The organism is Paraburkholderia sp. PGU19, from assembly GCF_013426915.1.
In the GTDB taxonomy this organism is placed as follows: domain Bacteria; phylum Pseudomonadota; class Gammaproteobacteria; order Burkholderiales; family Burkholderiaceae; genus Paraburkholderia.
Map to the genome: position 1 here is coordinate 566,614 of NZ_AP023179.1, position 20,610 is coordinate 587,223.

At 57.4% G+C, this 20,610-nt stretch carries 17 protein-coding genes and 1 pseudogene; 14 read left to right on the forward strand and 4 right to left on the reverse strand.

The genetic code is table 11. The features are described 5' to 3' along the window. Nucleotides 1–222: 222 nt before the first annotated feature. On the reverse strand, nucleotides 223–3,012 hold the full coding sequence (locus H1204_RS02570) for a UvrD-helicase domain-containing protein (protein ID WP_180729687.1): 2,790 nt from the start codon (nucleotides 3,010–3,012) through the stop codon (nucleotides 223–225). A gap of 61 nt (nucleotides 3,013–3,073) precedes the next feature. Then, a pseudogene (locus tag H1204_RS51155) lies at nucleotides 3,074–3,229 on the reverse strand (ABC transporter substrate-binding protein); the annotation flags it as partial. A 576-nt stretch (nucleotides 3,230–3,805) separates the two neighbouring features. Here H1204_RS51155 and H1204_RS02575 point away from each other — a divergent pair. From H1204_RS02575 to H1204_RS02595, 5 genes are all read left to right on the forward strand, one after another. Next, nucleotides 3,806–4,696, forward strand: a complete 891-nt coding sequence (locus tag H1204_RS02575; RefSeq protein WP_180729688.1) for an amino acid ABC transporter substrate-binding protein — start codon at nucleotides 3,806–3,808, stop codon at nucleotides 4,694–4,696. A gap of 49 nt (nucleotides 4,697–4,745) precedes the next feature. Continuing rightward, nucleotides 4,746–5,483, forward strand: coding sequence for an amino acid ABC transporter permease (locus H1204_RS02580; RefSeq protein WP_198001213.1), 738 nt, complete (start codon nucleotides 4,746–4,748; stop codon nucleotides 5,481–5,483). Then, on the forward strand, nucleotides 5,480–6,205 hold the full coding sequence (locus tag H1204_RS02585; protein ID WP_180729689.1) for an amino acid ABC transporter permease: 726 nt from the start codon (nucleotides 5,480–5,482) through the stop codon (nucleotides 6,203–6,205). Before H1204_RS02580 ends, H1204_RS02585 begins: the two co-directional genes overlap by 4 nt. 23 nt (nucleotides 6,206–6,228) lie before the next feature. Continuing rightward, complete coding sequence (locus H1204_RS02590; protein ID WP_207795248.1) at nucleotides 6,229–6,981, forward strand: amino acid ABC transporter ATP-binding protein; 753 nt, start codon at nucleotides 6,229–6,231, stop codon at nucleotides 6,979–6,981. 74 nt (nucleotides 6,982–7,055) lie between these two features. Next, entirely contained in the window at nucleotides 7,056–8,195 is a 1,140-nt protein-coding gene (locus H1204_RS02595; protein WP_180729690.1) for an aminotransferase class V-fold PLP-dependent enzyme, read from the forward strand. 44 nt (nucleotides 8,196–8,239) lie between these two features. Here the strand turns inward: H1204_RS02595 and H1204_RS02600 are convergent, their stop codons facing one another. Beyond that, complete coding sequence (locus H1204_RS02600) at nucleotides 8,240–9,145, reverse strand: LysR family transcriptional regulator (RefSeq protein ID WP_180729691.1); 906 nt, start codon at nucleotides 9,143–9,145, stop codon at nucleotides 8,240–8,242. 215 nt (nucleotides 9,146–9,360) lie between these two features. Between H1204_RS02600 and H1204_RS02605 the strand changes: the two genes are divergently transcribed. The 9 genes from H1204_RS02605 to H1204_RS02645 all read left to right on the forward strand — a co-directional run bounded on the left by H1204_RS02605 (nucleotide 9,361) and on the right by H1204_RS02645 (nucleotide 18,998). After that, nucleotides 9,361–10,251: an NAD(P)-dependent oxidoreductase gene (locus H1204_RS02605; RefSeq protein WP_180729692.1), complete on the forward strand. Its 891-nt coding sequence runs from the start codon at nucleotides 9,361–9,363 to the stop codon at nucleotides 10,249–10,251. 17 nt (nucleotides 10,252–10,268) lie between these two features. Next, on the forward strand, nucleotides 10,269–11,774 hold the full coding sequence (locus H1204_RS02610) for an aldehyde dehydrogenase family protein (protein WP_180729693.1): 1,506 nt from the start codon (nucleotides 10,269–10,271) through the stop codon (nucleotides 11,772–11,774). A 72-nt stretch (nucleotides 11,775–11,846) separates the two neighbouring features. Beyond that, nucleotides 11,847–13,163 carry an MFS transporter gene (locus H1204_RS02615; RefSeq protein WP_180729694.1) on the forward strand — a complete coding sequence of 439 codons (1,317 nt, stop codon included), beginning with the start codon at nucleotides 11,847–11,849 and terminating at the stop codon, nucleotides 13,161–13,163. 15 nt (nucleotides 13,164–13,178) lie between these two features. Then, a complete protein-coding gene (locus tag H1204_RS02620) occupies nucleotides 13,179–14,183 on the forward strand; it encodes a glutamate cyclase domain-containing protein (protein WP_180729695.1) in 1,005 nt (334 codons plus the stop codon). 64 nt (nucleotides 14,184–14,247) lie between these two features. Then, nucleotides 14,248–15,567 (forward strand): aminotransferase class I/II-fold pyridoxal phosphate-dependent enzyme, encoded by a 1,320-nt coding sequence (locus H1204_RS02625; protein ID WP_180729696.1) that lies wholly within the window; start codon nucleotides 14,248–14,250, stop codon nucleotides 15,565–15,567. 2 nt (nucleotides 15,568–15,569) lie between these two features. Continuing rightward, complete coding sequence (locus H1204_RS02630; protein WP_180729697.1) at nucleotides 15,570–16,580, forward strand: glutamate cyclase domain-containing protein; 1,011 nt, start codon at nucleotides 15,570–15,572, stop codon at nucleotides 16,578–16,580. Nucleotides 16,581–16,904: 324 nt separating this feature from the next. Beyond that, nucleotides 16,905–17,102 (forward strand): hypothetical protein, encoded by a 198-nt coding sequence (locus H1204_RS02635; protein WP_180729698.1) that lies wholly within the window; start codon nucleotides 16,905–16,907, stop codon nucleotides 17,100–17,102. 12 nt (nucleotides 17,103–17,114) lie between these two features. Further along, nucleotides 17,115–18,416, forward strand: coding sequence for an NAD(P)/FAD-dependent oxidoreductase (locus H1204_RS02640; protein WP_180729699.1), 1,302 nt, complete (start codon nucleotides 17,115–17,117; stop codon nucleotides 18,414–18,416). 51 nt (nucleotides 18,417–18,467) lie between these two features. After that, the gene (locus H1204_RS02645) at nucleotides 18,468–18,998 is read left to right on the forward strand and encodes an MFS transporter (RefSeq protein WP_180729700.1); all 531 of its coding nucleotides are present in this window, start codon (nucleotides 18,468–18,470) and stop codon (nucleotides 18,996–18,998) included. 497 nt (nucleotides 18,999–19,495) lie between these two features. Here the strand turns inward: H1204_RS02645 and H1204_RS02650 are convergent, their stop codons facing one another. Then, nucleotides 19,496–20,581, reverse strand: a complete 1,086-nt coding sequence (locus H1204_RS02650) for a porin (RefSeq protein WP_180729701.1) — start codon at nucleotides 20,579–20,581, stop codon at nucleotides 19,496–19,498. Between the last annotated feature and the right edge of the window lie 29 nt (nucleotides 20,582–20,610).

Sequence of the window (20,610 nt, forward strand, 5' to 3'; positions counted from 1 at the left end):
AAAGACATCTTTAGATATCGCATTTATACATTTTCAAGACGAGTGACCATGTTCCGCGCCGAGTTCGAGATACTTTCCTGGTTCAGTCGGATGGGAGCGCAACAATCGATGTTCCACACTCCCAAAAAAGGCCGGTCTTGTGACCAGATATCTCTTGTCCGACGTGGTTCGACGATTAATGATTGAACTCCCGCCGGGAGCGTTGCTCCCCTGAGCACTTGGCTAGAGCGGACGGATATGCTGTGGAGTTGCTCCTCCGGTCCTTCGCCTTGGCGGCTTGTATCGACAGCGGGGAAACGCAGAACACCCCAGAAATGTCCCATATTCGCTCGTCCTCGGGACAATGACTCCCGTATTGCAGGCAGGGCACCGGACCTCTTCGATTGCCATACCATCGACTGTCGTCACCTTTACTGCGCTCTCAGAGACCAGTTCATCGAGAAACGGTGACGACTCGCCCTTGACGGTGAACATCGCCACCGACCGCCGCGCGCGTGTGAGCGCTACGTAAAACAGACGTCGCTCTTCGCTTAACGGATACGTGTCGCCCTTCGGCATAGCCATTGCAAGAACGGGGTCGTCCGTGCGACGGTCTGGGAACCCTCTCTTTAGCATCGCCGGAAGGATGACGTAGTCCGCCTCCGCACCCTTCGAACTGTGCATCGTGCTGAACGTAACCTGAATCGCGGTGCCGCCTCGGACACTCCAGCCTTCGGGCACGTAGCGCTTGTCGTTCCGATAACGGCCGAGAACAAAAACAGTGAGCTTGCCGTCGCGCCCGGGCGAAATCGTCCCGTCGCGCAATCCGCGATACAGTTCTTTGAGGTATCGATGGATGGCGTCTGGCAACTCGTAGCGCTTATTCACCTGAACGGCCGTCACCACTGGGCCCACCGGCGCCGTGTCGGAGCGCACCTGTTTCTTCAGCTGTGCTGGGTTTTTGCTCACGAATCGACTTGAAACGTCGCAGAGTTCCTGAGGGCAGCGGAAAGTCTTTTCGAGCTTCAGCGTCTGCCCGTGGCCGAACCACTCCTTGAAGCGGGTCATGACGGTGACGTCGGCACCGGCGAAGCGGTTGATGGCTTGCCAGTCATCACCAACGGCAAAGAAGAAATGACCCGGCCGAGAGACGAGAGCGCGGCACAGTCTCGCGCGCGAGCGCGACGCGTCCTGGAACTCATCTGCCATGACAACGCAGAAAGGAGAATCGTATCGGCCTGCCTCGACATGCGCTGCGGCCATGTTGAGCATGTCGTCGAAATCCACGCCGCCTTCCTTCGCGAGCGCGCTGTCCCATGCAGTGAGGATGGGACCCGCCAGTTCAAGGAACCGCACGTGGCGGTTTCGAAAGAAGTCACCTTGCGCAGACTGCGCCTCGAGGAGCAAGGCATCGGTGGAGAGGCAATTGTTCTTGACGTGGCTGATAAACGTACGCAGCAGGACGACCAGCTCGACATCCGGCATGGGCTGGCGGCCTCCTTGAGGGATGAGTCGCTCAGGGTTCGGGTCGAGGATAATTCCCCGCGTGGTCAGCTCGCGCTCGAGATACTGCTCCCATTTGCCGTGTCTCAATTGGTGCGAGGTCGTCTCGATGAGCTGGGTTCCGCGGCGCTCGTGCTCAGAACGCTTCCATCGCACACCCTCGAGATAGCCCTCGAAGTGCGCAGGAGGATTGCCTTGAGCATTTAGCGCGAAATGCTCGTGGTAAAGGCCGATAGCAGGATAGAAGAAGTCGGGGGCGTATTGACGATGGTCAGCTGTCGTGGTGTCGTACTCATAATCCCGCTCATAGAGGTAATCGACGCCGTTATAGAAGAGCCAGTTACAAATAGTGCATTCCTCCTGGCTTTTCACCGCTTCGCCGCGAAGCGTGAGCACTTTCCCTTCGCCCTCGTTGCTCCAGGCATCCGCCTCCGACGCTTCACCGAACTGCGGCAGGTCTCGACCGAACACAAGCCGGAAAAGGTCCCATCGGCTGCGAAAGACCGCAGACCGGTCTTTCAGGTCATCAACCAATTCGATGAGCTTCAGAACGCCCGCCTGCATGTCCACGGCCCAATCTGGTACCTTTGGCTTGCGGCCGGTGGCTTTCCCGATGATGGAGAGACCGATTGAGTGAAAGGTTCGTCCCTCGACTTTGACATCGGGGTGTCCTATGCGAGCAAAAGCTGCCGTCGTGCGCGCCTCAAGCTCTTTTGCTGCGTCGGCGTTGAAGGCGAGCATCAGAATCTGGTCCGGACGGAAAAATTGTTGATGGACCGCATAGACGGCTTTCGCCGCCATGGTGGAAGTCTTTCCAGAACCGGCCGCGGCGACGACCTGAACCCGGTTGTCGAAGCAAACGACCGCACGGGCCTGGTCTTCGGTTAGAGCGCTTTTCTCTAAACGGTCGAAGAGTTCTTTCTGCGCGACCAACTCGCTCTCGACATGCTTGCGGTTCAAGCGCGCAATCATCTCGCTGCAGTCCTTTCGCCAGAACTCGATGTCGAACTGGGCGGCCGTATAAGGAACCGAAGCATGAACATGGGGCTCGCGGAAAAGACGCTCCAGTTCCTCGATGCTCAGGTTGACCTTAGGTCGAGCCTGTAGCAGCGATTGTTCTTCTTCCGCGGTAAGCCATCGCCGTCTTTTCCCCACCTCGGAAAAGAGCGCGTCCGCCTTCTGACACCAGGCACTTATGGGCTCCCATGCCGCCTTGAAGACTTTTACGTCTGCAATGCGGCCGTGCGCAATCCTGTAATCATTGACAGCTACTTCCAGCGCAGTGAACTGCCGATTCGGCAGGCCGTTGAGCCTGATGGGACGCTCGCCGGCGAATTCAAGCGTCAGGCTGCTCCAAAACAGGCCGCGACGCATCAGAATACGAGCCTCGGTCCCTTCACCGTAGAGGGCGCGCGGGCGGCCGTCGAGACCGAGGGCAAGATGTGGGCTATCGCCGAATAGGCTTAGGGACCAGTTTTTCCCGCCCGTGAAAAATCGCCCCACTGCAGAGGGCGCCCATTCTTGAGCCATTCTCGCTTTGTCCGTCGGTCACAGTGTCCCCAATACGGTCGAGGATACAACATCAATGACCTAGGCCACCAAGGCGTTTTGCGTCAGCCTCCAGTTGCTGCTTAACGCCAGCTGCGACATCTAGCCTGTCGCGAAGATACGTGTTCACGACTTCCGGTGAAGTCGAGCCTCGGACAATTTCGGCGTGCTTCAGTTCGCGAGTCAGAAACAAGTCATACGGGTCGTAGTGCGGCCGCAAAGAGCTGCGAGCGTTAGAGCTGCGAAGGATGATTTCAAAAGATGCACAGCGTCCCCGGAATGTTATCTTGGAGAGGGACTAACGGCGCGCTTCAGAAAGACTTGAAGCGCACGTCTCCCACAGCGGCCGTCTCTTTCCTCCACATCGGTACACATCTCCGCTCGACTCCACAAGGTCATTCAGCGGGCCCAGGATTTTCACCTACGCACCTCAAGGTCTTCATGGCAAACGAGAGGCCATCGGGCAGCTAAACCGGCTCTCGACCTCGTGCACTTTCGGTGCAAGGAATCCGACGATTCGCCCGTATGGCGCGACAGCGCGAGTTTTCCGGCTGTGAATCTGGTCATCGGGCTGCATGTGATGCCGCCCTCGGTCGAAATTCGATACACCCATATAGAAAGATTTTCTTTCCTATTTGGAAAGAAATGGTCGTCTTTTTTTATTGTTTTTGGGTACCTACAGTTTTCTCACGTGCCGCGGTGGCACGCGAGACTTCACACCCGAAAACGCCGGGGACCTACGCCAAGTTGGCTGGCGAATCACAGGAGTTTGGATATGTCGTACAGACGTTTTGCAACAGCTGTCATCCTCGCAACTGCTGGAATCATCGGGGCAGCCCAAGCCCATGCCGCGGACACGCTGGCCAAAATCAAGAGCACCGGGGAGATTCGATTGGGCGTCCGCGATGCTTCGGTGCCGTTCTCGTTTCTGGACCAGAACCAGAACTACGTTGGCTTCTCGGTTGACCTGTGCCACAAGGTGGTCGATAAGCTGAAGCAAGGTATTCCGAACCTGAAGGTCACCAATGTGCCGGTGACTTCCGCGAATCGCATTGCCCTCGTGAATAACGGCAACGTTGATATCGAGTGTGCCAGTACGGCCAACAGCCTTGAACGACAAAAGCAGGTCGGATTCTCGGTCGCAACGTTCGTCAGCCACACGCGATGGCTGGTCAAGGCGAACTCGGGCATCAAGACCGCAGCAGACCTTAAAGGCAAAACGGTCGTCTACACGCAGGGTTCGAATGCACTCGCTTTCGCGAAGGAAATCAGCGAGAAAGACAATCTGGATTTGAAGTTCATTCCCGCACATGACCACGGCGAGTCGATGCTCGTTCTCGAAAACGGCCGTGCGGCCGCTTTCATCGAAGACGACATCCTTCTGGCTGCCAAGAAGGCCGATGCGAAAGACCCGGGTGCATTCACCTTCCTCCCCGAATCGTATAACACGCTCTACTACGGGCTGATGATTCCGAAGAATGACCCGGCATTCAAAAAGGTCGTCGACGATGCGCTGACCTCTCTTATGACATCGGGCGAGTTCAACAAGATTTACCAGAAGTGGTTTGTGGACACGATTCCGCCGCGCTCCATCAAGCTCAACTTCCCGATGAGCGCTGACCTTAAGGAGCGCGTCAAGTCCCCAAGCGACAAGGTTCCGGCGTAACTGCGTAACCATGGGCAGCCGTCGCGCTGCCCTCAGCGAGCATCGAATCATGCAACTGCTTTTCGAAACGACGGTCGACGGCAACCTTTATATCAACTGGTTGCTGTCAGGGCTTCTCTGGACGGTGCTGTTGTGGCTCGGTGCCGCATGCATTGCTACTGTTCTTGGAATCGTGATTGGGAGTGGACGGACTGCCCAAAACACATTCTTCCGAACAGTAAGCCGGTCCTACGTTCAGGTCTTCCGGAATATTCCGCTCCTGCTGCAGGCATTCCTTTGGTATTTCGTCTTCCCGGAGCTATTGCCGTCGGGGCTTGGCAGCGCAATCAAAAATATGCCGCCGCCATGGGCCAGTTTCATTCCCGCACTGATAGCAGTCGGTCTGTACACAGGAGCACGCGTTGCAGAGCAGGTTCGCTCGGGCATTCAGGCGCTGCCAAGAGGACAGCGAGAGGCCGCCCATGCGCTGGGACTCTCGACCTACAGCACATACGCATGTGTGCTTGTTCCGCAGGCTTTACGCACCATGGCTCCTTCGCTGACAAGTGAAGCGCTCGCGCTGTTGAAGAATACGTCCGTCGCAATGACGATTGGGCTACTCGACCTGACGGCGCAAGCTCAGCAGATGAACGAGTTCACGTTCCGTACGTTTGAGTCCTTTGGCATAGTGACATTGGTCTATTTCGCGCTATCGCTGGGCATCTACTGGATTGCGACTCTGGCATCTGTCTGGTGTTCGCCTGCTACCAAACTCGCGACGCGTTCAGTCAAAGGGAGTGTGCGATGACATACGATTTTGGCGCCATCGAGCGCGCTCTTCCGTATCTTGGTGAGGGCATGGTCTTCACCCTGAAGCTGACGATATTTGCCTTTCTGGGTGGACTGCTGATGGGTACGGTACTCGCCGTTATCCGCCACGTTCGCGTTCCCGTACTTGACAGGATTGTGTGGGCGTATGTGACGGTGATGCGCTCCATTCCACTCATCATGGTGCTGTTCTGGTTTTTCTTCCTCGTCCCCCTGGTGCTACGGCAATTTAGTCCTGGCGGCATGGCGGTTTCCATAAGCCCTCAGTTGACTGCATTCGTGACCTACACGTTATTCGAGGCGGCATACTTCTGCGAAATCATCCGCTCGGGTTTGTTGTCTGTGCCTCGCGGCCAGTTTGAGGGCGCGAAAGCGCAGGGATTTTCGACATTCCAGTCCTACACGCTGGTAATCGTTCCGCAGGCGCTAAAGGCGGTTGTGCCGATTATGGTTACCCAAGCCATCATCCTCTTTCAGGACACGTCGCTCGTCTACGTGCTATCGCTCACGGACTTCGTTGGCGCAGCTTCGAAGATTGCGCAACGTGACGGGAAACTCGTCGAGTTCTATACGTTTGCAGCTTTCATCTATTTCATTATCTGCTCGGGTTTCGCGGAGCTTGCGGACCATTTGCGGCATCGCCGGTCGCTCAAAAGCTCTGTTCGAACGCCATCGCCGTCTGCTGCGACTGCTACAAGCTAAGTGCAATCTACGAGGAGAGAATTTTGGAAACCAAACGTGCACCTGTAGTGGAGCTTGTATCGCTCACCAAGCGATTTGGCTCGCACACGGTACTTCAGGACATTAACCTGAAAGTTTATGCTGGCCAGAAGGTAGTCATCTGCGGGCCATCAGGCTCGGGAAAATCGACCTTGATTCGATGCATCAACGGGCTTGAAGACATTGATGCTGGAGAGGTTATCGTCCGCGATGGGAATTCGGGCAACCGGTACGAGAAGCCGGCAGATGTGAGACGGCACGTCGGGATGGTCTTTCAAAGCTTCAACCTGTTTCCTCACTATTCGGTGTTGAAGAACTGCATGCTGGCGCCAATGAAAGTGAGCCGCGTCGACAAGGAGCGTGCGCGCGAAATCGCAATGAAGCTGCTGACCAAGGTACGGGTCGCGAATCAGGCAGAGAAATTCCCTCCTCAACTATCGGGCGGGCAACAACAGCGGGTAGCAATCGCGAGAGCCCTGTGCATGAGTCCAACGGTCATGCTCTTTGACGAGCCAACGTCAGCGCTCGACCCTGAAATGGTCAAGGAGGTGCTTGACACAATGGTGACGCTCGCGACAGAAGGGATGACGATGCTGTGCGTCACTCACGAGATGGCGTTCGCGCGTCGGGTCGCCGACCGCATTATTTTCGTGGACGGAGGAAGGATACTGGTCGATGCGACGCCAGACGGATTCTTTGGAGATGCCCCTCATCCGCGCGTCAGGGACTTTCTCGGTCAGGTTTTGTCCGAAGCCTAGCGCATGGCGTCGATTGCACTGCAAGAAACTAGCTCTCTAATTGTCAGCATCCATCTCCACGATACCTGTTGCCCATGAACGACCACCTCGACCACGACACACTACGACGGTATTTTCCCGCGGCGAGCCGAATGACGTATCTTGATTCGGCGCACCAGACCCCCTTGGGTGCACCGATTCGTGCGGAGATTCTTCGCTTTCTTGATGAAGGCCATGAGACCGCGGGTCCGAAAGCCACATGGTTGCAGAAGGTTGAAGCTGTGCGCTCCAGGCTCGCAGCATTCGTTGGGGCAGCGTCAACGGAAATCGCGTTCACGAAGAACACGTCCGAAGGACTCAACGCCATCGCGAACGCAATTGATTTTCGGCCCGGCGACAATGTCGTACTGGTACAGGGTGACCATCCAAACAACGCGTATGCTTGGCTAAACCTGCGCCGTAAAGGGGTCGAAGTTCGCTTCATCGATTTGCAGACGAATGTTGCCAGTGCGAATTCGTTCGACGCGCAGGTAGATGGCCGGACCAGAGTTATCTCTCTGTCGCACGTGACATTTCACGCAGGTCAACGTCATGATATCGAGTCCATCGGCGACTTCTGCCGTCAGCGCGGAATCCTGCTTGTGGTCGACGCAATGCAATCGGTGGGTGTGATTCCCGTCGACGTTAAACGCATGGGGATATCGGCGCTTGCCGCAGGCTGTCACAAAGGTCTGCTGACGCCACAGGGATTGGGATTTCTCTACGTTGATGACGATGTCGATGCGTTGCATCCTGCCTATCTGGCAACGGCCGGATTGGAGAATCCACCAGCTGACTTTATCGCACGACCGGACGATGTAGCGCTTCGGGCCGGTGCGGGACGCTTCGAACTGGGCAACTTCAATCTACCGGGCATCTATGGGCTAGATGCATCGCTGAATCTGATAACCGACGTAGGCGTCACGCAAATCGAGAAGCACGTCATTTCTCTCGGCGACCATCTGATTGAGCGCCTCGACGAACTGGGTATCGGTCTTGTAGGCCCTCGCGAGAGACGCGAACGCGCCCACATCTATGTGATGCGCATGGAGGCCGACTGGCTCGCTTACTTTGCTGGAAACAATGTCCGCGTTTCGCCCGAACGGGACGGCATTCGCATTTCGTTTGGTCTCTTTAACAACCGGGACGATGTTGATGCGGTCTACGAGCTCATCAGGGCGCGTAAGGTTCGCTGACCTGCGAGCAGCTGCAAAGCCGTTTGCAGGGGCGGATTGCGCACTCAATCCTGTTCTTTTGCAGCCAGCGTAAGCGCGTCAAGAACCGCGGCCACTGCTGGCCGCTTGGCTGTGCCTTTAGGCAATGCAACGAAGACTCGTCGGTTGAGGACGGGGTCAATGGGAAGAATCGAAAAATCCGGGTCCTTCTCAACATGGCGAAGCCCAAGGCGCGGCATGACCGCGACGTTTCCACCGGTTCGGACCATCTCGAGCGTGACGGCCATGTTTCGGCTACTTGTCGTAACCTTAGGCGTGAAGCCACCTGCAAAGCACGCGTTGAGCAGGAACGTGTGATACGTAGCGGCAGACTGGTTTAACGCCCACCGTTCGTGGGCCAGGTCTGAAAGATGAATGGACTTTCGACCGGCGAGCTTATGGCTTGCCGACACCACTGCATCAAAATGGTCGACGCACAAAGGGATGAACTCGAGTACGTTTGCCAGTGCTTCTGCGCTCACAAGGTCGTCGACGATTGCGATATCTGTCTGCTTCGCCGCCGCTGCTCGCAGCCCTTCAGAAGGTTCCAGCTCCGTGAAAAGTACGCTCAGCTGAGGATGTTCATCCTGCAAGGCCTTGATTGCGAGCGGCACCACACTGCTGGCCAATGACCCAAACGCCGACATCCGCACTTCACCGCTAACCTCGACGTTAGCTGCTGCCACTTCGGCCTCAATTTCTTCGACCATTTGGAACAGGTCTGTCGCTCGCGCCACGAGCCGCCGTCCTGCGGGAGTCAACTGAACTCCTCGGCCAGACCGCTCAATCAGAACCGTGTCCAGCTCTTCCTCCAGTTGCGCGAGCTGTTGCGAGACCGCCGGCCTGGTCAGGTGGACTGCGTCCGCTACCGCGGAGATGGTGCCAAGCACCGACAGTTCATGAAGCAAATGAAGACGGCTGAGGTTCAGCATGGGCGGCTCTCCCCGTTGAGATGAGGAAATGGTAATTTAAATTTACGCATACCGTCAAAAAGTGTCGTCTTTTTTTTCTTAATTTGACTTCCTATAGTCACACCACTGGACACGAAAAACGCAGTGCGGCAAGGGAATACCCTTGTCGAACATGGGCTTAGCTGTTTTAGGTGTTGCAGGTTCGACTAACTTGAATCCGTTGGAGGGAAGTTCAAATGAAGGTTGCATTTATCGGCGTGGGACGCATGGGTAGCCGGATGGCTGCGCGCCTTGTCGCAGCAGGTCATCAGGTTCGGGTGTACGACCCGAGCCAGGCCGCAGTGGATGCACTCGTAGCAAAAGGCGCTACGGCTGCGAAAAGCCCGGCCGACGCGGCAATCGATGCAGAGCGGATTCTCCTTAGCCTGCCCAGTCCGAAGACGCTGCGTGATGCAGTGACCGGCAGCGAAGGCGTTCTCAAAACGGCAGCCGAAGGCGCAATCATCGTCGACTTCAGCACGGTCGACCCGGCAACGACCAAGGACATCGCTGCGTCGGCCGCTGAAAAGAAGGTGACGTTTGTCGATTCGCCTGTCAGCGGCGGCGTCGCTGGCGCGGAGAACGGCAAGCTTGTTCTGATGGTCGGTGGCGCAGCGGATGTGATTGAGAAGCTCAAACCCCTGTTCGACGTCCTCGCGGGCCGCGTGGTCCATTGCGGCGACACGGGCGCTGGGCAGTTGACCAAGCTGAGCCACAACCTGCTTACCGCTATCAACACGGTCGCTCTTGGCGAAGTGCTGACGGCAAGCGTTAAGGCAGGCGCGAAGCTCGACATTCTGTGCGACGTCCTGACCGCAGGTCTCGCCGGCAGCAAGATGCTCGACTACCTGCCGAAGACGCTCTTCACGGCCGAGCGCCCGGCGAATTTCGCCATCGACCTCATGCACAAGGACATCAAGCTGTGCCTGGACGAGTTCTCGAACCTGCCGATGCCTCTCGGTCAACTCGTGCTCCAGACATACAACGCGGCTCGCGTGAAGGGTCTGGGCGGCAAGGATTCCACGAGCGTCAACGAAATCTATGAAGAGCTGCTCGGCGTACGCCTCAGCCTGCCCGCCGCGCAATAACCATCAAGCCTCGAGGAATGACTGTGAACTCCCGTACTGAAAATCTGCATGCTGAAGTCGTCCTGCCGAAGGCAGGCATTACTGGTCTGCTCGTCAACAATGAATGGCGCGCACCGGCTAAGGGCAATACCCTCGACGTTGAGAATCCGTCGCGCCGTGAAAAGCTCGCGACCATTGGCGCGAGCGATGCTGAGGACGTGAACGCAGCCGTTGCTGCTGCGAAGGCGGCCTTCCCGGCATGGCGTCGCATGGCGTCGCGTTCCCGTGGCGCGCTGCTGACGGAACTGGGCAATCGCGTGACGGCAAACGCTGAAGAAATCGCACGTGTTCTCGCAGCCGAGAGTGGCAATGCTCTGCGCACCCAGAGTCGTCCGGAAGTGCTGGGCGCCGCTGAAGTGCTTCGCTACTACGGCGGCGTCATGGCTGAACAAAAGGGCGAAACACTGCCTTTGGGCCCGGGCCTGTTCAGCTACACCACGCGCGAGCCGCTCGGCGTCGTCGGCGCAATCATTCCTTGGAATTCGCCAGTCGTCCTGGCCGCTGTGAAAATCGGTATGGCGCTCGGCACGGGTAACACGCTCGTTCTGAAACCCGCAGAGGACGCGCCGCTGGCTGTTATCAAGATTGCAGAACTCGCGACTGAATTGTTCCCGGCAGGCGTGTTCAACCTGGTGACCGGCACAGGTATCCAAGCCGGCGCGTCGCTCTCGCAACACGCAGACGTCGCCAAAGTGTCCTTCACCGGCTCGCTGGAAGTCGGCAAGCTTGTGGCGCACGCTGTTGCAGACCGGATTGGCCGTTCCACCCTCGAACTCGGCGGGAAGAGCCCCTGCATCGTGTATCCGGACGCTGCAACGCCGGAATATATCGATGCGACGGTCACCGGCATCATCAATGCCATGCGTTTCGCCCGTCAGGGCCAGTCGTGTACCGCAGGTTCGCGTCTGTTCGTGCACAAAGACGTGTGGGATGTCGTGATGCCGAAGGTGGTCGAGAAAGTTAAGGCGATGAAGACCGGCGACGCGCTTGACGAAACCAACGACATCGGCGCCATCATCAACGAAGAGCGTTACACCGCTGTTCGAGATTTCATCAAGGAGGCGGTCGACGCCGGCGCTGAGGTGTTGACGGGTGAAGTTCCGCCGACGCTTGAAGATTCAAAGGGCTTTTTCCCCGGTCCGGTGATTTTTGCGGGTGTGGACAACACGTGGCGCGTTTGCAAGGAAGAAGTCTTCGGACCGGTTCTCGTTGCAATTCCCTGGACAGACGAGCAGGAAGTCATCCAATGGGCGAACGACACAGTCTACGGTCTGGCTGCCTACGTGTTCACGAACGACATCACCAAGGCGTTGAAGGCGACCGAGCAAATTGATGCTGGCTGGCTGCAGGTGAATCGCGCTGGTGGTCAGATTCCGGGCATGTCGTATGGCGGTGCGAAGCAGAGCGGCATCGGCGCCGAATATTCAATCGAAGGTGCGCTTGAGGCTTACACGTCGCGCAAGAGCGTGACGATTAACGTCTAACCATAGCAGCATATGAGGTGGCCCCGGATTATGGGGGCCGCCCCCAAACCGCATACGGGCTTGGAGTGAGATATGAGCACAAATCTGGCAGCAACCACGCACGACGATGCGCATGAGTCGCACCAGTCTTCGACGCGAGCAGCGTTAAGCTCGTTCATCGGGACGACCGTCGAATGGTACGACTACTTTCTCTACGGAACGGCCGCAGCATTAGTCTTCCCGAAAGTGTTTTTCAACGAACTGTCTCCTGAGCTGGCAACTTTGGCTTCCATGGCGTCATTCGCGGTCGCATTCATCCTGCGTCCCCTGGGCGGTATGGTGATTGGTCACTTTGGTGACCGCATGGGCAGAAAGAAGATGCTCGTCTTCACGCTGCTCGTGATGGGGCTTTGCACGGCTGCGATTGGTTTTCTGCCATCGTTTAACTCTGTCGGTTACTGGAGCCCAGGGCTGCTCATCCTGTTGCGGGTCATCCAGGGCTTTGCACTGGGTGGTGAGTGGGGCGGCGCCGCACTGATGTCGGTCGAGCATGCTCCCGACGGTAGGCGCGGGCTGTTCGGTGCCACCATGCAAATGGGCGTACCCGCGGGGTTGCTCGTTTCAACCGGCGCCTTTGCTCTCGTGTCCGCACTCCCGGACGACCAGTTCTTTGCGTGGGGATGGCGTCTGCCCTTCATCTTCAGCCTCGCACTCCTGTTCGTCGGCATGTACATCCGCCTGCAGGTTAGCGAGCCGCCGAGTTTCGAGAAGGTCAAGGCATCGGGCAACGTGTCGCGTGCGCCGCTCCTTGAGGTCTGGCAAAACGAAAAGAAAAAGACCGTCATCATGGTCTTCTTTCAGACGGTAGCGAATGTCGGTTACTTCCTGATTACGGTCTACGCACTCACGTACATCACAAGCACGTTGCATCTGCCGCGCAGCGTTGCATCAACCGGATTGCTTGTGGCGGCCGCTGTCGACCTTTTCATGCAGCCGGTTTTCGGCTGGCTCTCCGACAAGGTTGGACGCAGGGTTGTCTACGGCTTTGGAGCCATCTTCTTTGCGGTGTACGCCTTCCCGTTGTTCTGGCTGTTGGATACGGCTAATCCCGTGCTTATCACGATTGCTCTCTCGCTCGGTCTCGGTATCGGACACGCGTCGACAGGCTCGTTGCATGGCGTGATTTACGCGGAGCAGTATCCGACTCGATATCGCTTCAGCGGCTCGTCGACTGCGTATCAACTCTCGGGAATTATTTCGAGCGCGCCCACGCCGATGATTGCAGCGTGGCTCGTCGCTCGCAGCGGTAATTCGATGGCGGTTTCGTGGTACGTGCTTGTCGCAGCGCTCATCTCGCTCATATGCGTCCTGCTCGTCAAGGAAACGTTCCGTGAACCTATTGACCGATAAGACTGGGACATGGCAATGACACCAACGAACGACCAGATTACCGGTGAACGTATCGACCGGTTGATGACAGTTGAAATACGCCCCCTGAACGGAGGACTGCCAGCAGGATTTGTCGTCCCGATGTATCAGGTGTGCCGTGCGCATCACGGTGAACCACTGAGTTCTCTCGCGGCTCGCAAGCTCTCTGACACTTTGTCGAGCGGCGACATTGTTTTCATCGCGACGGGAGCAGGGACGGCGCCCACGCTTCCGCAAGGCGAAACTGATGGACCAGTCGGTGCGGCAGTGCTGGCACGTGCGCTCACTCTGGCTTTCGGCGTCCGGGTTGTGCTCGTTACCGAAGAGGCGCATGGGGCTCCCGTCATGGCTGTTGCCGCAGTCATCAACGGGGAACTCGCGGAAATGGGCCGCACGGGTGCAGTGTCGACTGTCTGTTTCCCGCTCGGAATTGAGCGAGGCCAGGACATCGCGCACACCTTGATGGAGGAATACAGGCCTCGCGCTGTCATCTTCGTTGAGCGAGACGGTCCAAACAAGGAAGGCTACTTCCATGGCGTGCGTGGCGACTGTCGGAACCCGGAAGACGTTGGGCATGTTTATCTCCTCGCTGAGTTGGCTCGCAAGCGTGGTGTGCTGACTATCGGCATTGGTGATGGCGGCAACGAGGTGGGATTCGGCGCCGTTCGCGACGCCATTACTGCCGTGCATCCGCTCGGCGGCAAATCGCTCGCGGGTCACGCGTCTGGCGTCGTCACCGTGACAGCCACAGACATTGTCGTTAGCGCATCCGTGTCGAACTGGGGCGCCTATGCAATTGCTGCTGCGCTTGCGGCTCGTAAAAAGGACCCCAATGTGCTGCATACCCCGAAGCTCGAACACATCCTGATTGACGCGACAGTGCGAGCCGGTGCCAGGGACGGGGCTACCTCAAAGGCAGAAGTGGCCGTTGACGGTATCAACTGGGAAGGCCACACATCGTTCGTCGAACTACTCAGAAGCATCGTTACTGTGTCCATCTGAAGATACGGAACAACCAGACATCTCTCTCGCAGCAGCCCCCTTTTTGAATTGACAGGTGTATGACATGAGTGACGTAAAGGAAATTGTCAAGGCGGCGTCGCCTTCCAAAACGGCTCCGGCAAAGACAGACAGCTTCGGCAATCCGATTGACCCAACTGTGGGCTTCGCGCGCGGCACGATTATTCGCTCGAGCATCGATGAAGCACTGCGCCTGCGTCACGGTCAGGCCGTTGCAGCACGTCGCGTGCAGATGCTGGGTGCAGAATCGATTGGCGTGTTCACCGGGAACCAGCGAGACTTTCCCATCCACGCAGAAGATATCTCGACACTCTGTGAAGAATGGGTCGGTCCCGGCCTGGCCGCCGAAGAACTCCGTCAGGTTGCAATCGGGCACATGGGCGGGCGCGGTGACGACGCAGTCGCTATCTTCAACCGTACCAGTGCGGGCATCATCGCAACTATCGCAGCGCTCGCGGACGGCAAGCCAGTAGTCTCTGTTGTCCCTCCGGGCGGACGCTCACATGCATCGGTGGTCCGTGGCTCGAAAATAGCTGGCGTTCCCGTGCACGAAGTGCAAGGTGGCAAGGACTGGCTGAAGACTATTGAGTCGAACCGCCCAGCCCTCGTGGTTGTGACGACGGTCACGAGCAGTCTCGAGCGACTCGAAGACCACATTACGAAGGAAGTCATTCAGTATGCGCACGCACTTGGCGCCAAAGTCTTCCTTGATGAAGCCTATGGCGCCCGCTTGCGCACGGTGCTCCACGGTGGGCAACTGAGTTTGCAACTCGGCGCAGACATTTCCGTGACGAATTGCGACAAGGCTGGCCTCTCAGGCCCTCGCGCCGGCGTTCTGGTTGGTCGAAAGGAACTGGTGACTGCAGCGGCGGCCAAGGGCGCGGAGTTCGGGATGGAAGCACGCGCGCCGATAGCTGCCGCAGTGCTTCGCTCGCTGCAAAAGTATGAGCCTGAAGACCTTCGGCAGGAATCTGCCGCCGGTCAGAAGCTCGCCGACGCGCTTGAGCAGAAAATGGGCAAAGACCTTGTCCAGCGTAGCGACCTGGGTCCGATGGTCGATGAAGACGCTGTGCTTGGTGTACTGCTCAAGATGTCGGGCAAGGTCGACGCGAAGCCGGTTGTTGTGCCGTGTGAAGCGACATCGGCTCTCGGTATGGTCCTGCTCGAAGACCACGGCATTCTGACCGTCAACACGCACGGTCAACCAGGGGCTCGGGTATCGCTTCGACTAAAGCCCACGCTTGATGCGCTGGGACGCACTGGCGGATTTGACGCAGTCGTTTCTGCCGTAATGAAGTCCCTCGAAAAAGTGGCGGCTCTCATCCACGACCGCGATGCGATTGCGCAACTCGTAGTGGGGAAATGACAATGACAACATCCAGTCTTTCAGCAATCGATGAGCGGCTTGACGCGCTTGTTTCGCTCGACCTTGGCGGTCGCGGTGTCGAGCAGCTCTATGCCGCCGCGCGAGAACGTCAGGGTAGCCCGCTCGTCGGAGCCGCAGCTGACGCTCTCGCGGCGATTCCAGAAAAAGCGAATGTGTTCGTAACAACGGGGTCCGTGTCGCGCGCATGGATTTCGCCAACCATCGGCGAGAACGACGGTCCCGCTGGACTTGCCGCAGTGGTACGCGCATTGTCCCTGGCGAAGAAAGCCCTCTGTATTACCTTCGTCGAAGAAACGCTGATTCCGACGACCTCCGCCATCCTGACGAGTGCCGGGCTTACGGTGCTCCCATACGGGCAGGCAAAAATCGCACGTGACGACGGAAGCCTGGCCGTCGTTTGTGTCGAACCGTTCCCGGTCGACGAAGCGAGCGCCAGGGACGTCTCGAACTCCCTCATCGAGAAGTACCAACCGGCGCTATTCTTCTCGACGGAACGTGTGGGACGTAATGTCGATGGTATCTATTGCAGCATGCGAGGCATCGACTACGGCATGGGACGTGCTCGAATCGACTTTCTGTTCGACGAGGCGATAAAGAGGAAGATTCGGACTGTTGCAGTTGGCGACGGCGGAAACGAGATTGGAATGGGCGTCGTTTCAGAAGCCGTCCAGAAGTACGTCAAATTTGGCGACAAGCGCCCCGACGGCAGCGCAGGTATCGGCGCTGTCACCGGTACGGACGTACTGGTCACAGCCGCTTGCTCTAACTGGGGTTGCTATGCGATTGCCGGAGCATTCGCGGCGCGTATGGGCAAAGCTACGCTCGCGCATAACCCCGTCCTTGAGGCAGCGCTGCTTCGACGAGGTGTAGACGTCGGCCTTATCAACTCCGTTGCTAACGTCATCGACGGCAATGTCGACGGCATTCCCGAGGCGACGCACCTGGCCGTGGTCCAGCTTATCTCGACCATCATCGCCCCCGCCTTCAAGTAGCCTACCGTGGCTTCTTGCCCACGCATCGCCAGATGCGTGGGCGTGGGCTTGCGCTTTCATGGCGCATTCAGCTTCTTCGCAGTTTGTGGCTGTCCGGCCAAACTCCTCGACCATTTCCCTCTAACTGGGCTAAAGGCCAGTGTGTCACGCCGTCCATATTCGGCACAGATGCGTAATCAAAACTTACGAGTACCGTCAAAACGTGTCGTCTTTTTTTTCTTTTTTGAGCTTCCTATAGTTCACCCATGCCCGCGTTGCAGCTCAATTGCAGAGCATCAACGTACCCGCATGTCTCATGTACCCAATCTGGCAAAGGTGAACGAAATGAATCCGCAGAACGTGACTGCAATGTCTTTCGAAATCAAGGAAGCGTCTTCGACCAACATCCCACGCGTTCAGGCTGCGAAATCCAGACGCACCTCAGCGTACGCGGCTTTGCTGCAGGGCCCGGCGTCCATGTTGGCAAGTAACGTGAGCGACAGAGCCGACGTCTCATTCGCCGCGATTCTCGGATACAACTGAGCGAGGTCTGTGATGCATCGCATCGTGATTGTTGGAGGCGGGGCTGGTGGTCTTGAATTGGCGACACGACTGGGCGACCGACTCGGGAAATTGGAACGCGCCCAGGTAACTCTCGTAGACCGTTGGCCTGCTCACGTCTGGAAACCTTTGCTGCACGAAGTCGCAACTGGCAGCCTGGACACGAGCACCCACCAGATTACGTACGCCGCGCACGCTCACTGGCATCACTTTGGATTCGTGCAGGGTGAGATGACTGGCCTCAATCGCAGCAACCGTGAAGTATCGGTCGCAGCGGTGCTCGACAATGACGGCACCGAAATTACACCTGCCAGAAACATCCCGTACGACACGCTAGTGCTCGCATTGGGAAGCAGGACGCACTTCTTCGGAGTGCCGGGAGCCCAGGAGCACGCGATTACGCTCGACACCCTTGAGCAAGCGGAATTGCTACGCAAGCGCCTGTTACAAGCCTGCCTCAAGAAGCGGTCCTTCACTGGTGATGTTAAAGATGAAGCGGTCAATGTCGCAATTATCGGGGCTGGCGCGACTGGTGTTGAACTCGCGGCCGGGTTACGTCGAATGGAAGACACATTCCGGCAGTTCGGCCTGCTTTCCAGTGAGAACGGGCATGAGATGCGAATCAGCCTCCTGGAAGCGGGGGCCAGGGTCCTTCCAGCGTTACCCGAGAAAGTCTCCGCGGCCACCCATGGTTCTCTCACAGACTTGGGGATTTCGATTTCCGTGTCGGACCCGGTCAACTGCGTCACGGCCAATGCGGTCGAAACGAAAAGTGGCCATCTGGTTCCTGCTGACGTCACCATCTGGGCTGCTGGGATAAAGGCACCCGACGTGCTCGCATCCCTGGATGGCTTGGCCACAAATCGAATCAACCAGTTGAAAGTCCTGAAAACTCTCCAGAGTGAGACGGACGAAAACATTTTCGCACTTGGTGATTGCGCAAGTTGTGCGTGGACAGACAGCCGCATGGTTCCGCCGCGGGCGCAAGCCGCCCATCAACAGGCGATGTTTCTTTTCAAGGCGCTCATCGCCCGCATCGGCGGTCGCGCGCCAGGTTCCTTTTCATACAAAGACTATGGTTCACTCATCTCGTTGGGGTCCGCCACGGCGGTAGGGAGCCTTTCAGGTCGCGCGAGGAGCGGAAACATCTTCGTCCAGGGCCTGGTAGCCAGGTTGATGTATGCCGCACTCTATCGCAAGCACCTCATTGCAGTCTCGGGTCTGCGTCAGATGGCTATTGCAGCCATTGCGCATGGCTTGCGGCGATTCGCGACGCCGCGAGTAAAGCTACATTGAGAGAGCCAGCCCCCGTCAGAACAACAACTTACCAACGAATCACGAGCATCTGTGATTCTCTGTATCGTGGCAGACCGTCTGAGTGGCTGGTACCCCAAGAAGGATGGTGTGGCCACAGGACGTTGTCGTAATGCTGTCGCGCTCGCGATGCTGACGGGAGCCACAATTCTGGCCGTGCCGTTCACGTCGAATCTCCTGGTTTTGCTGGTCGTGTTTTCCGTTACGCTGACCGGAATTGCGTCCACCACATCGCTCAACTTCGCGCTTCTGAATGACCTGTTGCCAAGCTCACGTGATGTCGCGAAAGCTATGGCATTCGTCGTGGTTGGCGGGCAAATCTTCGGCATGATTGCGCCCATAGCGACGGGGTACGTCATCGCAGAGACGGGCAGCTTTGACTGGGCATTCGGCATCGCCGGCCTGCTCCTGTTGGTCGGTGCGACGGTGGTATTGACGATGACACGTTCGCCGATGATTCAGATAGCGACCGAGCGAACGCGCAGGTCGCGACTTGAATTCGCGCAATTTGTCGCCAACACCAAACGGCCCACATGCACGGCGCGAAGGCCGGCTGAAGTTTAATTGAGCGAGCTACAGCAAAGCCATCAAAGGCAAGCTTATGCGCCAAGTTGCCACCGCCTTACAATAGATAGAAAGCAAGGAAAGACAGAACCCGACACGCCTGAATTGGCACGTTACCCCTCGCTCGATGCCTTGATGGTTCCTTGGCCCAATTATTTCTCGTGACCGAAACCTGCGCGATGCAAGGCGCGGACTGCCATGGCATGTCCGAAAAGGGTGTGATTCTTCTACGAAACTGTCCGAAAACTGTGTCTTTCTGGGCGAGTTACATCTGCCGATACCAGCGCAGGGTAGACAAGCACGAGCTAACGGGACGTCGGGATGCGCCACAGACGTTGAAAATCGGGTGCAGTGTTGACGATGCGGGCGGTGTTAGACCGTCGGACCTGGAGTCGCGGAATGGATTGGTCTCATGGTCGTTTGGACTACCTTTAGACGCTTGCCGCCAGCTCGTACAATCCTTTGCAATCCGCGATGTCCCGGAGACCAAGGCTAACCTAGAACGAATGTACGATTCCGACAACCACCGCAAGTTGGTTAGCACCGGTCGCGACCGGGGTGGTCGACCCTGTTGCACTCAACGCAGATTTGGCGCTGTTGATGACGTACGTTATATCTGAGTACAGCATGGTGCGCTTCGATAACAGGTAATCTGCGTTGACCCCTGAACTCACCGCGTGCGCAGAGGTTGTCCGGAACGCGTGATAGTAAGAGGCGGCCGATACTTGAAACGCGGGGGTTATCTTATAGCGGAGGCCCCCAAATACCATGGTCTGGGGCGGGGAAGCGGCAAGCGTAGCGACGATGTCGTTCAAAAGAAGTTCGTAACCGGCGTACAAGGTCGCGTCGCCGATGGTCCAAGAACCGCCCGCGAGATAGCGCCGTTCGCTGTCTCCAGACGAGGCGGCAGTTGTGCCTTGGCGCTGCTCATAAACCAAACTCAAATTAAACGGCCCTTGCCGATACCGACCACCGACATCAAATTGCTTGCCAACGCGAAATTCCCCCGGGACTTGGGCACCGTTCACAATCGTCGAATCGTAGCCAAAGCTGTAAAGCGCGTTCAGCTCGAACGGGCCAGCATGTCCCAGATACTCGAGCGCATTATCTGCACGTCCAACAAACTGCGAATCCTGCGCCGACAGTCCGTAGCTGGAATAGTTGAGCGGGTCGAGCGTCAAGAAGTAACGATACATCGGCGTCATTTGCCGGCCAGCCATGACGGCGCCAAACTTGTCGCTCTCCAGCCCGACAAATGCTTGGCGGCCGAACAACCGGCCCCCTTGTTGCAATGTCCCGTTATTCGTCGCAAAACCAGATTCGAGCGTGAAAATCGAGCGCAGACCTGCTCCCAGGTCCTCCTTTCCGGTGAAACCCCAACGTGAATTGATACGATTGCCTGTGTTCACGCGAAATACGTTGCCGGAACCTTGCTTGGCAGCGTGAGTTACGTACTCGACGCCCGAGTCAACAATACCGTATAGCGTCACCGAAGACTGAGCATGCACCGTGATAATCGCCGAAGAACATGTCGTAGCAACGAGCACAGTCCTTGCCAGTCGCGTAGTGTGGTTCGATTTCAAGCGTATCTCCTTGCGTGTATTTGTAGGTA

Bases quoted from the DNA above. Each gene is read 5' to 3' on its own strand.
- H1204_RS02615 (WP_180729694.1), top strand. From the start codon at position 11,847: ATGAGCACAAATCTGGCAGCAACCACGCACGACGATGCGCATGAGTCG.
- H1204_RS02620 (WP_180729695.1), top strand. From the start codon at position 13,179: ATGACACCAACGAACGACCAGATTACCGGTGAACGTATCGACCGGTTG.
- H1204_RS02570 (WP_180729687.1), bottom strand. From the start codon at position 3,012: ATGGCTCAAGAATGGGCGCCCTCTGCAGTGGGGCGATTTTTCACGGGC.
- H1204_RS02605 (WP_180729692.1), top strand. From the start codon at position 9,361: ATGAAGGTTGCATTTATCGGCGTGGGACGCATGGGTAGCCGGATGGCT.
- H1204_RS02630 (WP_180729697.1), top strand. From the start codon at position 15,570: ATGACAACATCCAGTCTTTCAGCAATCGATGAGCGGCTTGACGCGCTT.
- H1204_RS02600 (WP_180729691.1), bottom strand. From the start codon at position 9,145: ATGCTGAACCTCAGCCGTCTTCATTTGCTTCATGAACTGTCGGTGCTT.
- H1204_RS02580 (WP_198001213.1), top strand. From the start codon at position 4,746: ATGCAACTGCTTTTCGAAACGACGGTCGACGGCAACCTTTATATCAAC.
- H1204_RS02625 (WP_180729696.1), top strand. From the start codon at position 14,248: ATGAGTGACGTAAAGGAAATTGTCAAGGCGGCGTCGCCTTCCAAAACG.
- H1204_RS02640 (WP_180729699.1), top strand. From the start codon at position 17,115: ATGCATCGCATCGTGATTGTTGGAGGCGGGGCTGGTGGTCTTGAATTG.
- H1204_RS02595 (WP_180729690.1), top strand. From the start codon at position 7,056: ATGAACGACCACCTCGACCACGACACACTACGACGGTATTTTCCCGCG.
- H1204_RS02635 (WP_180729698.1), top strand. From the start codon at position 16,905: ATGAATCCGCAGAACGTGACTGCAATGTCTTTCGAAATCAAGGAAGCG.
- H1204_RS02610 (WP_180729693.1), top strand. From the start codon at position 10,269: ATGACTGTGAACTCCCGTACTGAAAATCTGCATGCTGAAGTCGTCCTG.
- H1204_RS02575 (WP_180729688.1), top strand. From the start codon at position 3,806: ATGTCGTACAGACGTTTTGCAACAGCTGTCATCCTCGCAACTGCTGGA.
- H1204_RS02585 (WP_180729689.1), top strand. From the start codon at position 5,480: ATGACATACGATTTTGGCGCCATCGAGCGCGCTCTTCCGTATCTTGGT.